Origin of the sequence: Pantoea sp. SOD02 (assembly GCF_024707505.1) — a bacterium.
Classification (GTDB): Bacteria; Pseudomonadota; Gammaproteobacteria; order Enterobacterales; family Enterobacteriaceae; genus Pantoea; species Pantoea symbiotica.
Genome location: NZ_CP102604.1, coordinates 422725 through 435134, shown reverse-complemented (window position 1 = coordinate 435134; position 12410 = coordinate 422725). Strand labels below are relative to the sequence as shown.

11 protein-coding genes are annotated in these 12410 nt (G+C 57.8%); 6 read left to right on the top strand and 5 right to left on the bottom strand.

Going from position 1 to position 12410, the window contains the following annotated elements:
- Positions 1-24 precede the first annotated feature (24 nt).
- From NR302_RS01900 to NR302_RS01890, 3 genes are all read right to left on the bottom strand, one after another.
- Positions 25-1236: an MFS transporter gene (locus NR302_RS01900; protein WP_258144395.1), complete on the bottom strand. Its 1212-nt coding sequence runs from the start codon at positions 1234-1236 to the stop codon at positions 25-27.
- Positions 1237-1348: 112 nt separating this feature from the next.
- Complete coding sequence (locus tag NR302_RS01895) at positions 1349-2239, bottom strand: LysR family transcriptional regulator (RefSeq protein WP_258144394.1); 891 nt, start codon at positions 2237-2239, stop codon at positions 1349-1351.
- A 107-nt stretch (positions 2240-2346) separates the two neighbouring features.
- Positions 2347-2712: a helix-turn-helix domain-containing protein gene (locus NR302_RS01890; protein WP_008105596.1), complete on the bottom strand. Its 366-nt coding sequence runs from the start codon at positions 2710-2712 to the stop codon at positions 2347-2349.
- Between the two features lie 165 nt (positions 2713-2877).
- Between NR302_RS01890 and NR302_RS01885 the strand changes: the two genes are divergently transcribed.
- From NR302_RS01885 to NR302_RS01875, 3 genes are all read left to right on the top strand, one after another.
- Positions 2878-3537: a response regulator transcription factor gene (locus NR302_RS01885; protein ID WP_008105599.1), complete on the top strand. Its 660-nt coding sequence runs from the start codon at positions 2878-2880 to the stop codon at positions 3535-3537.
- Positions 3534-4892, top strand: coding sequence for a HAMP domain-containing sensor histidine kinase (locus NR302_RS01880; RefSeq protein WP_008105600.1), 1359 nt, complete (start codon positions 3534-3536; stop codon positions 4890-4892). Before NR302_RS01885 ends, NR302_RS01880 begins: the two co-directional genes overlap by 4 nt.
- A 335-nt stretch (positions 4893-5227) precedes the next feature.
- Positions 5228-6094, top strand: coding sequence for a nucleoside-specific channel-forming protein Tsx (locus NR302_RS01875; RefSeq protein ID WP_036620733.1), 867 nt, complete (start codon positions 5228-5230; stop codon positions 6092-6094).
- Positions 6095-6280: 186 nt separating this feature from the next.
- Here NR302_RS01875 and yjdN read toward each other — a convergent pair whose 3' ends face one another.
- Together yjdN and NR302_RS01865 are read right to left on the bottom strand one after the other, a co-directional pair.
- A complete protein-coding gene (gene yjdN, locus NR302_RS01870) occupies positions 6281-6712 on the bottom strand; it encodes a VOC family metalloprotein YjdN (protein ID WP_008105604.1) in 432 nt (143 codons plus the stop codon).
- Positions 6713-6790: 78 nt separating this feature from the next.
- The gene (locus NR302_RS01865) at positions 6791-7693 is read right to left on the bottom strand and encodes a LysR family transcriptional regulator (protein WP_258144392.1); all 903 of its coding nucleotides are present in this window, start codon (positions 7691-7693) and stop codon (positions 6791-6793) included.
- 113 nt (positions 7694-7806) lie between these two features.
- Between NR302_RS01865 and NR302_RS01860 the strand changes: the two genes are divergently transcribed.
- From NR302_RS01860 to abgT, 3 genes are all read left to right on the top strand, one after another.
- Positions 7807-9120: an amidohydrolase gene (locus NR302_RS01860; RefSeq protein WP_258144391.1), complete on the top strand. Its 1314-nt coding sequence runs from the start codon at positions 7807-7809 to the stop codon at positions 9118-9120.
- A complete protein-coding gene (locus tag NR302_RS01855) occupies positions 9117-10559 on the top strand; it encodes a M20 family metallopeptidase (protein ID WP_258144390.1) in 1443 nt (480 codons plus the stop codon). Before NR302_RS01860 ends, NR302_RS01855 begins: the two co-directional genes overlap by 4 nt.
- A 166-nt stretch (positions 10560-10725) precedes the next feature.
- Positions 10726-12246, top strand: a complete 1521-nt coding sequence (gene abgT, locus NR302_RS01850; RefSeq protein WP_154182518.1) for a p-aminobenzoyl-glutamate transporter — start codon at positions 10726-10728, stop codon at positions 12244-12246.
- The last annotated feature ends 164 nt before the right edge of the window (positions 12247-12410 follow it).

Genomic DNA, 12410 nt, shown 5'->3' with positions numbered 1-12410 from the left:
CGCCATAAATGGCGACCCTACGAGTTAGCGGTTACGCAGCACGCGGGCGTTTAACAGCGCGCACAGCGCCATAATCACGCAGGTCGCCAGAAACACTGGACGCATGCCAAACGCGCCGCCAATAAAGCCGCCAAACAGCGGACCTGAAACCTGGCCGACATACTGCGCCGAAGTGGAATAACCCAACATCTTACCCACCTGCGACTGCGGCACGCTATGACGAATCAGCGCCGTGACGCACGGCATCAATCCACCCAGCGCCATGCCCATCAGAAAACGCAGCACCACCAATTGCCACGCTTCGCTGATAAACGCCTGCGGGATCAGCAGCAACGCGCAGGCTATCAATCCGTAAACCAGCACGCGACCATGCCCAACGCGATCGGCCAGCCGTCCCAGACGCGGCGCGGAGAGAATGCTGCCGAGCGCGGCGGCGGCCATCACCAATCCGGCGGTGACGGTGATTGCGTGATCGCCACTAACAAACTGACCGATATACAGCGTGATGATCGGCTCAATCGACATATTGGCGAAAATCAGCAGCATGCCCGACAGCCACATCAGTCGTACCACCGGCAGATTCGGCGGTGCCTCATCGGCTGCATTGCTTTGCACGGTTTTCTTGCCGGTGGAACGCGGCACCTCTTTCAGCAGAAAAGTAGTGGCGAGGAAAGCGAGGAAAATCACCGCGCCGGTCAGCCAGAAGGTGTGACGAATGCCAATCAGCGGCGGCAACACGCCGCCCAGCAGCGGCCCCACCACGTTGCCCGCCATGATGCCAGACGACAACACGCCGAGCGCCCAGCCGGTTTGCTCTTTTGGCGTTTGCGCCGCCACCAGAATGGTCGATCCCGAGGCATAACCGCCGAGCAAACCTGCCAGTAAGCGCAGCGCCACCAACTGCCACGGCGCGGTGGCCATGCCAATCAGCGACATCGCAATCGCCATGCCGAGGCTGGCGCGGATCAGCATCAGTTTGCGGCCATAGCGATCGGCCAGTTTGCCCCACAGCGGCGCGGTCAGGGCGGCGCTGAGGAAGGTGGCGCCGTAGGCTGCACCCGACCAGCGCGCAATCGCCGCCGGTTCCTGCACGCCGAGTTGCTGTACGTAGAGCGGCAGAAACGGCAACAGTAGCGTCATCGCCACGATGGTGCTGAACGAACCCAGCACGCAGACAAATAAATTTCGCTTCCAGTGTTGCTGTTCGGGCGCTAACGCGAGTGGAGGTTGCTGCATGGTGATATCCCTGTTTTTTGCTTTTTTAGCAGGCTAACAGCGAGCAATCAGAGAAAACAGGGTTGTGATGATAATTGCCAGGCGGCGCAACATTGTTGCCAGATAACAACAATTACGCTGTGCTGAGCGCATTAATTAATGCATCGCACAGCAAGGTTACCGGCGAAGAGGGTTGCGGCTGCTCTTTCAGCAGCAGATAGCTGTGCAGGCGATCCATTTGCCATTCCGGCAGCACCTGCTGGATTTCGCCGCGCGCTAAGGCATCCTGCGTCATATAAGCGGGCAGATAGGCGATGCCGGTGCCCGCCAGCGCCGCATTGAGCAGCGCCATGCTGTTGTTAGCGCGGAAACGGCTATGCACATCCAGCGCCAGCCGCTGTTTATCACGGCGGAACGGCAGCGCGGCGGTGTGCGCCGGACCGTGAAACAGCAGCAGATCGTGACGCGTCAGGCGGTCGGGATGATCGATGGGCGCATGCGCCGCCAGATAATCCGGCGTGGCGTACAAGCCCCAATCAATGCTGGCGAGCTCACGATAATTGGCCGCGTCGGGCGCACGCGCGCGAATCACAATCGCTACGTCGGCGCTGGGTTGCGGGTCATCGCTGGTGGTGAGTTCGAGATCGACATTGATATGAATATGGCGGCGAATAAAGTCATTCAGCGTTGGCACCACGCATTGGCAACCGTAGGTGATTGGCGCCTGCAAGCGCACGTTGCCTGCAGGAAGTTGATGTACCTGCTGCACAAAGGCGTCGGCGCGATGCATCTCTTCCAGCATGCGCACACAGAACGGATAGTAAGCCTGGCCGAGCTCGGTCAGCACCACTTTGCGCGTGGTGCGCTGCAGCAGCTTGATGCCGAGTCGCACTTCCAGTCGCGCCACTTCGCGGCTGACGTGGGATTTGGAAAAGCCTAAGGTGCGTGCGGCTTCGCTAAAGCTTTGTCGTTCCACTACGCGTGCAAACAGCATCATGGCGGAGAGATTGTCGCTGTTATCCATGTTCTCTGGCAGTTAAGAGAGTGAGAACAGCAGATTACAACACATCCCCGAGCCCGGTCGCCATTGGGTTTGTGCGGTTGGTGAAACGGTCGCCATAAATGGCGACCCTACGCGACCGCCAATGGGAACAATAAGCGATCTGGCTCGACGCGACGCTGGCGGCGCAGTTGCCCTGGCGTAACCATGAAGTAGTTTTTGAAGGTGCGAGTATAAGCCTGCTGCGTATCGAAGCCGTAACTCATCGCCACCTGCAAAATCGCCTCATCGCTGTTAATCAGCGTCAATGCAGATTCGGTTAAGCGGCGCTGGCGAATGTACTCGGCCAGCGAAAAACCGGTGTGCTGACGGAACAGACGTTGCAGATGCCAGCGGGAGTATCCCGAGCGGCGTGCTACTTCATCCAGATGAAGATCGTGCCCTAAGTTATTCTCTATCCAGTCCAGCAAACTACGGATAAATTCGCGCTGATTCATGGGATTCTCCTGCGTTGGCAATATGTCCAGTGCAGCCACAATAGCGCGTTAAATTTATCCCTTAATTAGCAGAAAATTAGCGCAGAATTAGCAAGCGGGAAAACGGGTATAATTCTGGCCTAATTATCTGTCGCTACACTGCGTTCAGTTAAGTTGGAGGGCATCATGCGTGTGCTGCTGGTAGAAGATGACGAAATGATTGGCGCGAATCTGCAGCAAGCGCTGGAAGCGGCAGGTTGGTCGGTGGATTGGGTACGCGACGGCGTCTATGCCAGCAATGCCTGGGCCGAGGGCGGCTATACCTGCGTGTTACTGGATCTTGGTTTGCCGCGTGAAGATGGCCTGCAAGTGCTGCGTCGAGCGCGCACGCGCGGCGACATGACGCCGGTGCTGGTGCTCACCGCCCGCGATACCGTGCAGCAGCGCATTCAGGGATTGGACAGCGGCGCGGATGACTATTTGCTGAAACCCTTTGATCTGCAAGAAGTGCTGGCACGTATGCGCGCCATTACCCGCCGTCGTCACGGTGCGGCAGATTCTCTGCTCGGCAGCGGCGATGTGCAGATCGACATCATGACGCGCGAAGTGCTGTACAAAGGCCAGCGCGAACAGCTCACCGCACGCGAATATGCCCTGCTCTACGCCTTGCTGGAGCGGCCCGGCGCCATCCTGTCGCGCGAACAGTTAGAAAACCGTATTTACGGCTGGGGCGAAGAGGTCAGCAGCAATGCGGTGGATGTACTGATTCACGGTATGCGTCGCAAACTGGATAACGAAGTGATCCGCAACGTACGCGGACTTGGCTGGCGGGTACCGGCAATATGAAACCTTTCACCTTTATGCGCTCGCTGCGTAACAAACTGCTCGCCACGCTGGTGATTCTGCATCTGGCGATGATTGGCGGCGTCACCTGGTATTTCTATCACTGCTACGGCGACATGATGGGCACCATGAAAGACGATCAGCTCGCCAAGATCGCCGATGCCTGGGCCAGCAGCCAACGCATGCCCGCACTGATGCCGATGGTGATGCATGAAGAGAAACTCAAAAGCACCTATATCGTTCAGCTGTGGGACGAGAGCAACCATCTGCGCGCCAGCTCGTGGCCGGGCCTGCATGCGCCGTTGCAGCTGAAAAAAGGCTGGACCGATTTGAAAGTCGGTGACTGTGGCGACGACTGTGAATGGCGTGTTTACACGCGGCCCGGCGAGCTGGGCAGTGAAATCGGCAATATTCAGGTGCTGCATAATATCGGCTACATGAAAAGTATCATGGTCAAGCGGGCGCTCTCCGCCATCATTCCGTTGGTGCTGATGATGCCGCTCTCACTGATTGTGATATGGCTGGTGGTGCGGGCGATAACGCGCGATTTACGCGTGGCGTCGCGCCATATCGCAGCCCAGGAAACCCTGCATCCGCATAGCGTTTCACCTGATGGCTTGCCGGATGAAGTGCTGCCGCTGGTGGCAGCTTACAACGCTTTGCTGGATAGACTGCGCGCGGCATGGTCATCGCAGCGTCAGTTCCTCGAAGATGCGGCGCATGAGCTGCGAACGCCGGTTACCGCCGTGACTTTGCAGCTGGAGAATCTGCGGCAACATATTCAACCCGGTGAAGCCAGCCGCCAGTTCGATCAGCTGGAAGCGGGCGTAACGCGCACGCGCCATCTGGTGACGCAGCTGCTGAATATCTCACGTCAGGAAGATCAATCGGTGGTCGCCACGGTAGAAAGCATCGAGCTGGACGACCTGTTGAAAGAGAGCATTGAGCAGCTGATGGTAGTGGCAGATAAGCGCGGCATTGATATCGGCTTTAACGGCACCACGCATTATCGCCTGCACGCCAGCCGCTCCGATCTGCGTAGCCTGTTCGATAACCTGATCGGCAATGCGATGCTGCACACGCCGGAAGGCAGTTTGGTCGATGTGCTGCTGCATCGCGTCGGCAATCACACCGTGGTGGATATCGTCGATAACGGGCCCGGCATGGCGGAATCCTTTATCGAACGCGCCTTTGATCGCTTCACCCGTTCACCAGATGTGCAGGCGCAAGGCAGCGGCTTAGGCTTATCGATTGTGCGCAGCGTGGCGCAAAAGCATCAGATGCAGGTTGCGCTGTCGAACCGCCACGATCAGCAGGGCCAGATTGCCGGCCTGCAGGTGCGCGTTACCCTCCCATAACCCCGTAGGGTCGCCATTCATGGCGACCTTGCAACCTATCGCACCATCCCCTCAACACCTTTTTCCCGACGAACGCGACACGTAAACGGTTGCGGGGTTCCGTTCGCCTCACGGTCTTTATGTGATAACGATCACATTTCCAGTGAATCAAACTGCAACACTTTTTGACAAACGTGACCAAAATCTATTTTCTATGCCTCTGTTACAGGCACATTACGCAAGCTTGAAAATCTGGCGACACAGACCGGATACGACAACTCACTGCCCATCCCCTGGGATCAATTTCACCCGATCGCGGCGACGGCCCGGCGATCAAAAGCATGTGGTTAACAATAATGAAATATAAAGCGTTGATAGCAGGGGCCTTATTGGCCAGCAGCTGGACTGGTGCGGCACAAGCGGCAGACAGCGATCCGCAGTACGTTTCTGACTGGTGGCATCAGAGCGTGAACGTGGTGGGCAGCTACCACACCCGTTTTGGACCACAGTTCAACAACGACGTGTATCTGGAATACGAAGCCTTTGCTAAAAAGGATTGGTTCGATTTCTATGGCTACCTCGATTTGACCAACTTCTTCGGCGTGGGCAACAGCAACGCAAACGGCGTGTTCGACCACGGTTCGCCGATGTTCATGGAAATTGAGCCACGTTTCTCTATCGATAAGCTGACCGGCACCGACCTCTCTTTTGGTCCGTTTAAAGAGTGGTACTTCGCCAACAACTACATCTATGACATGGGTCGCAACAGCGATAACCGTCAGAACACCTGGTACATGGGTCTTGGCACCGACATCGATACGCACAGCGATATCGGCCTGTCGCTGAACGTTTACGCGAAATACCAGTGGGAAAACTACGGTGCGGCGAACGAAAACAGCTGGGATGGTTATCGCTTCAAGGTGAAATACTTTGTGCCGATTACCGACCTGTGGGGCGGCAAGCTGAGCTACATCGGCTTCACCAACTTCGACTGGGGTTCAGATCTGCGTGATGAGTCCGATCGTTCACGCACCAGCAACTCGATTGCATCGAGCCACATTCTGTCGCTGAACTACGATCACTGGCATGTTTCAACCGTGGCGCGTTATTTCCACAACGGCGGCCAGTGGGCTGACGGCCAGGAGCTGAACTTCGGTAACGGTCCGTTTGAAGTGAAATCGACCGGTTGGGGTTATTATTTGGTGGTGGGTTACAACTTCTAATCGCGTGAAGCGGTCGCCATTAAATGGTGCGGCCGGTAAGAAGGTCGCCATGAGATGGGTGCGGTTGGTGAAACGGTCGCCATGAATGGCGACCCTACACGTAGGGTGCGCATTAATGCGCACCGTTTTAATGACGATGATGAAAGCCAACGCATTAATGCGCACCTGGCTGAACACCGCACTCACCTAAATCTGCGGCTTATACGCATTCACCATCCACGGCACGCCGAACTTATCGGTCAACATGCCAAAGCCATTGGCCCAGAACGTCGGTGCCCAGCTTTTCGTCACTTCACCGCCCGCTGACAACGCCTCAAACCAACGCTTGCCTTGCGCCTCATCCGGCGTAGATAAACTCACGGCAAAACCGCCATACGCCGCCTGCGGTGCGCCGTCGCTCATCATAATCTCGCCCTGCCCGATGCGCAGATGGGCATGCATAATCTGCTCCGGCGAAAAGCTCACGCCAGAGATACAACCTTCGTCCTCAACCGGCGTTTCATCCGGCATATCGCCATAAGTCATCTTGAAAAGCAGCTCGCCATCGGTGGCGTCGAGGTAGAAGGCAATCGCCTCTTCGCAGCGACCGCTGTAAAACACATACGGGGTAACTTGCATGGTCTGTACTCCATAAAGGGAACGTCCACTGCAAGTGTAGTGCGCATTATTTATACAGTTGCGAGCCAGGCCGCACTCTTACCTTTGCTGACAGTAGCGCCGAAACAGCTGCGCCATATAAGCGCTCATCGGCGTTAGCGCGGTGTCTTTACGCTGGATAAGATAGAAAGTGGCTTTCGGTAAGGGTTCGTCGAGTTCGAGGGAAATCAGCTGGCCGCCGTGCGTCGGGTCTTCAATCACATCGCGCGAAATAATGCTGACGAAATCGCTCTGCGCCACCAGGCTGGTGCAGGCCATAAAGGTCTCGCAGGTGACGACGATTTTTGGCGCCATGCCGCGCTCGCCAAACAGATCGTGCAGCAGCCGATAATAGCTCCCTTGCGGCGTCGGCATGGTCCAGTCGCAATGCTGCAGCTCGGCCAGCGTGCGCGCGTGCGCCATCGGATGCCCTTTGCGCATCACCACCTGATAATCACGCTCCATCAGCCGTTCAAACACCAATTCCTGATCGAGATGATTTTTATCATAGGTATTGATGGTGAAATCCAGTTCGCCCTGGCGCAGTTCATGCACCATCGAAACCAGCTGACCTTCAACAATTCGCACCTTAACCAGCGGATACTCGCGATGAAACTGATTGATTACCTGCGGCATAACGGTGCGCGCAATACTGCCGCCCACGCCGATATTGACGCGCCCGCCCGCTAATCCCAGCCGCTGCTGAATATCTTCCTGCGCCACCCGCAGCTCTTCCAGAACCAGGCTGGCGTGCTTAAAAAAGTTATCACCGATATCGGTCAGCGTAACGCCCTGCTGTCGCCGCTCGAACAGACGCGCGCCCAGCGCCAACTCCAGTTCCTGAATCGCTTTGGTCAGTGCAGGCTGTGAAAGTCCGGACAAGCGACTGGCGGCGCGGATGCTGCCCTGACGCGCCACGTCAACAAACGCGCGCAGCTGATGAAGTTTAAGATTGGCAGACATAGTTTGATGATAACCGTTGTTTATCAGTAGCAAGATATTCGCATCTTATGCGCGGCAAAACCAATGTGTAGATTCGGATGAATGCATAAAAAACCAACACAAAGGAAATGCCGATGAAAACCCTTTCTGACCTCGTCAACGCGCGCATCCCGCAGATGCAGGCCTGGCGACGCGATCTGCACCACTTTGCCGAATCGGGCTGGCTGGAGTTTCGCACCGCCACGTTGGTGGCTGAAGAGCTGCATCGTCTTGGTTATCAACTCAAGCTGGGCCGCGAGGTGATCGATGCCGACTCGCGCATGGGATTGCCCTCTGATGAGGTGCTGGCGCAACAGGAAGCGCGCGCGCTGGAGCAAGGCGCGCTACCGCAGTGGATTAAGCACTTCTCCGGCGGATTTTGTGGCGTGGTCGCCACGCTGGAAACCGGTCGTCCCGGCCCGGTGATGGGTTTCCGCGTGGATATGGATGCGCTCGATCAGAACGAAAGCCGCGCCGCCGATCATCTGCCAACGCGCGAAGGCTTTGCCTCCTGCAATCCCGGCATGATGCACGCCTGCGGTCACGACGGCCACACCACCATCGGCCTGGCGCTGGCGGGCGTATTAATGGAGATGAAAGCGCAGCTGAGCGGCACCATCAAACTCATTTTCCAGCCTGCCGAAGAAGGCGTGCGCGGGGCGAAAGCAATGGTGGCGGCGGGCGTGGTGGATGATGTTGATCTGTTCACTGCCATTCATCTCGGCACCGGCGTACCGGCCGGAGAAATCGTCTGTGGCAGCGACAGCTTCCTCGCCACCACCAAACTCGACGTCAATTTCACCGGCGTCGGCGCGCACGCCGGCGGCAAACCGGAAGAGGGCCGCAACGCCCTGCTGGCGGCGGCGCAGGCCACGCTGGCGCTACACAATCTGCCGCAGCACAGCGGCGGCGTGGCGCGCGTTAACGTTGGCGTATTGCAAGCAGGAACCGGACGCAACGTGGTACCCGACTGTGCGTTGATGAAGGTGGAAACGCGCGGCGTCAGCAATCAGGTTAACGACGATATTTATCAGCAGGCGCTGCGCGTGATTACCGGTGCGGCGGCGATGTACGGCGTCGAATATGACGTCAAGCTGATGGGCGGCGCGCGTAGCTGCACGCCGAGCCCGCCGTGGGTGGAATTCATCCACCAGCAGGCCGAGGCGCTGGGCATTTTCAACTCAGTGATCGATACCAAACAGCAGGCGGCGGGCTCCGAAGATGCCACTTACATGCTGGAGCGCGTGCAGCAGCGCGGCGGCCAATCCTCCTACGTAATTTTCGGTTGCGATCTGGCGGCGGGCCATCACAACGCGAAGTTCGATTTCGACGAAGCGATCATGGCGACTGCAGTGCAGACGCTGGCGACGCTGGCACTTAATCAAGCACAGTTTGGAGGCCAGCGATGAGCCATAGCGAATTTATCGATCACTACATCAACCAAAACCAGCCGCGTTTTACCGCCCTCAGCGATGCCATCTGGGACGTACCGGAAACTCGCTTTGAAGAAACCCAATCTTCCGCGCTGCTGGCCGATGCGCTGGAGAGGGAAGGTTTTAGCGTTGAGCGCGGCGTCGGCAACATCGACACCGCGTTTATCGCCAGCATTGGCAGCGGCAAACCGGTGATCGCCATTCTCGGCGAGTTCGATGCGCTGGCCGGTTTAAGCCAGCAATCGGGTTGCGCCACGCCGCAGCCGCTGGTGGAAAACGGCAACGGCCACGGCTGCGGCCACAATCTGCTCGGCACCGCCGGTTTGGCTGCCGCTTTCGCCATCAAAGCCTGGTGGGCCAAACACGGCCAGCGCGGCACGCTGCGCTTCTACGGCTGTCCGGGCGAAGAAGGCGGCTCCGGCAAAACATTTATGGTGCGCGAAGGCTTGTTCGACGATGTCGACGCGGCAGTGACCTGGCATCCCGAAGGTTTCAGCGGCATGTTTAACCTCAGCACGCTGGCGAATATTCAGGCCGCCTTCCGCTTTAAAGGCGTAGCGGCGCACGCGGCCAACTCACCGCATTTAGGACGCAGCGCGCTGGATGCGGTGACGTTGATGAACACCGGCGCCAATTTCCTGCGCGAGCACATCGTGCAGGAAGCGCGTCTGCACTACGCGGTGACCAATGCCGGCGGCGTCTCCCCCAATGTGGTGCAAGCCGACGCCGAAGTGCTGTATCTGATTCGCGCGCCGCAGCTCGATCAGGCGCAGGATATCTATCAGCGCGTCATTAATATCGCCAAAGGCGCGGCCCTGATGACCGACACGCAGATGACGGTGCGCTTCGATAAAGCCTGCTCCAATTACGTGCCGAATCGCGCGCTGGAAAGCGTGATGGAGCGTTATTTGCATCAGTTTGGTTTGCCTGACTACAGTGAAGCGGAGCAGGCGTTTGCCGCCGAGATTCGATCCACGCTAAGCAAAGACGATCTGCGCAACGCGCGTCTCAATGCGGCGCGCACCGGCGGTGAAGCGGGCGTCGCCTGGACCGAAGCGCTGGGCGACAAGATTTTGATGGATGAAGTGGCGCCTTATGCGGTAACGCGCGAGATCCTTTACGGCTCAACCGACGTCGGCGATGTGAGTTGGGTGACGCCCACCGCGCAGTGTTTTGCGCCCTGTTTCGCCTTCGGCACGCCGCTGCACACCTGGCAACTGGTGGCGCAGGGCCGCACGTCCATTGCGCACAAAGGCATGTGTCTGGCCGCCAAAGTGATGGCCGCCACCGCGCTGACTTTGTTACAGGATGACGAGGCGCTGGCACGCTGCCGCGATGAGTTCCAGCGCGTGCGCCGCGAGCAGCCTTACGTCTGCCCGATTCCAGCGGATGTCACACCGTCGAAGTTGAAATGATTATGCGATTCGTAACACGGTGCGCATAAATGCGCACCCTACGAACCAACCGGAATGAAACACCGTCGTAGGGTCGCCATTCATGGCGACCTCAGAAATACCAAACATAAAAAAATATAGCCCCCAGCGGGCATGCAAACATAACAAGACGAGATGAGGACCTGCAATGGAAGCCACCACGGAGAACCGCAGCCCCGGAAAGCTGTTTAGCTGGATTGAACGCGTCGGCAACAAAGTGCCGAATCCATTCTTACTGTTCGTCTATTTGATTGTGGTGCTGATGGTCGCCACCGCCATACTCAGCAGCCTCGACGTGGCGGTGAAAAACCCGGCCAACGGCGAGCTGGTGCGGGTGAACAACCTGCTGAGCGTTGCCGGGATTCAGTGGATCCTGCCCAACATCATCAAAAACTTCAGCGGCTTCACGCCGTTGGGATCGATTCTGGCGCTGGTGATTGGTGCGGGCCTGGCGGAAAAAGTCGGCCTGCTGCAGTCGCTGATGGTGAAGATGGCTTCGCGCGTGAGCCGTCGCTACGCCAGCTACATGGTGCTGTTTATCGCCTTCTTCAGCCACATCTCGTCCGATGCCGCGCTGGTTGTGATGCCGCCGCTCGGCGCGCTGATCTTCCTCGCGGTGGGACGTCATCCGGTGGCGGGATTGATGGCGGCGATTGCCGGCGTGGCATCGGGTTTTACCGCCAACCTGCTGATTGTCACCACCGATGTGCTGCTTTCTGGCATCAGCACCGAAGCCGCCAAAGCGGTGAGCGATACCGTACACGTTAGCGTGATCGACAACTGGTACTTTATGGCCAGCTCGGTGATTGTGCTGACCATCGCCGGTGCGCTGCTGACCGACAAGTTTGTCGAGCCGCGCCTGCCCGCGTGGAACGGCGGCAACAACGATCGCCTGCCGCCCCTCACCGCGCTGGAGAATCGCGGCCTGAAAGCCGCCGGTATCGCCGCGCTGGTGTTTATCGCGCTGATGGCGCTGCTGGTGGTGCCGGAACACGCGCCGCTGCGCAATCCCAAAACCGGCGGCATTATTCCGTCGCCGTTTATTCAGGGCATTGTGCCGATCATCATCCTGTTTTTCTTTGTGGTGGCGATTGCCTATGGCGCGGTGACGAAGCAGATCCGCCGCGCGGATGATATCCCGCAGCTGCTGGTGGATCCGATGAAGAGCATGGCGGGCTTTATTGTGATGGTGTTTCCGCTGTCGCAGTTCGTTGCCTTCTTCAACTGGAGCAACATGGGCAAGTTCATGGCCATCGGCCTGACCGATGTGCTGGAGAGCGCGGGCATCAGCGGCGCACCGGCGTTTATGGGCTTGATGTTCCTGTCGGCGTTTCTGTGCATGTTTATCGCCAGTGGCTCGGCCATCTGGTCAATTCTGGCGCCGGTGTTTGTGCCGATGTTTATGCTGCTGGGCTTCCATCCGGCGTTTGCGCAGATGATTTTCCGCATCGCCGATTCTGCGGTGTTGCCGCTGGCACCGATGTCGCCGTTCCTGCCGCTGTTCCTTGGCTTCCTGCAGCGCTATCAAAAAGATGCACAGCTGGGCACCTATTACGTGCTGATCTTCCCCTATCCGCTGGTGTTCTTCACCACCTGGATTGTGCTGCTGCTGGCGTGGTACGCACTCGGTTTACCGATCGGTCCGGGCGTCTATCCGAGCCTGCACTAAGCCTGCGCCACGGATGGCGACTACTTTTCTGTGAACTGCAACGTATGTTGCCAAAATGTCACCGTCCTGCCTCTCGGCAACTCTCAGCGAATTTATTATCCTGCTATTCCTTCGCTTGCTAACGGTTAATTATTTTTAAAACCAATCTCAGCCGTCAGCGGGTT

Bases quoted from the DNA above. Each gene is read 5' to 3' on its own strand.
- NR302_RS01900 (WP_258144395.1), bottom strand. From the start codon at position 1,236: ATGCAGCAACCTCCACTCGCGTTAGCGCCCGAACAGCAACACTGGAAG.
- NR302_RS01895 (WP_258144394.1), bottom strand. From the start codon at position 2,239: ATGGATAACAGCGACAATCTCTCCGCCATGATGCTGTTTGCACGCGTA.
- NR302_RS01890 (WP_008105596.1), bottom strand. From the start codon at position 2,712: ATGAATCAGCGCGAATTTATCCGTAGTTTGCTGGACTGGATAGAGAAT.
- NR302_RS01885 (WP_008105599.1), top strand. From the start codon at position 2,878: ATGCGTGTGCTGCTGGTAGAAGATGACGAAATGATTGGCGCGAATCTG.
- NR302_RS01880 (WP_008105600.1), top strand. From the start codon at position 3,534: ATGAAACCTTTCACCTTTATGCGCTCGCTGCGTAACAAACTGCTCGCC.
- NR302_RS01875 (WP_036620733.1), top strand. From the start codon at position 5,228: ATGAAATATAAAGCGTTGATAGCAGGGGCCTTATTGGCCAGCAGCTGG.
- yjdN (WP_008105604.1), bottom strand. From the start codon at position 6,712: ATGCAAGTTACCCCGTATGTGTTTTACAGCGGTCGCTGCGAAGAGGCG.
- NR302_RS01865 (WP_258144392.1), bottom strand. From the start codon at position 7,693: ATGTCTGCCAATCTTAAACTTCATCAGCTGCGCGCGTTTGTTGACGTG.
- NR302_RS01860 (WP_258144391.1), top strand. From the start codon at position 7,807: ATGAAAACCCTTTCTGACCTCGTCAACGCGCGCATCCCGCAGATGCAG.
- NR302_RS01855 (WP_258144390.1), top strand. From the start codon at position 9,117: ATGAGCCATAGCGAATTTATCGATCACTACATCAACCAAAACCAGCCG.
- abgT (WP_154182518.1), top strand. From the start codon at position 10,726: ATGGAAGCCACCACGGAGAACCGCAGCCCCGGAAAGCTGTTTAGCTGG.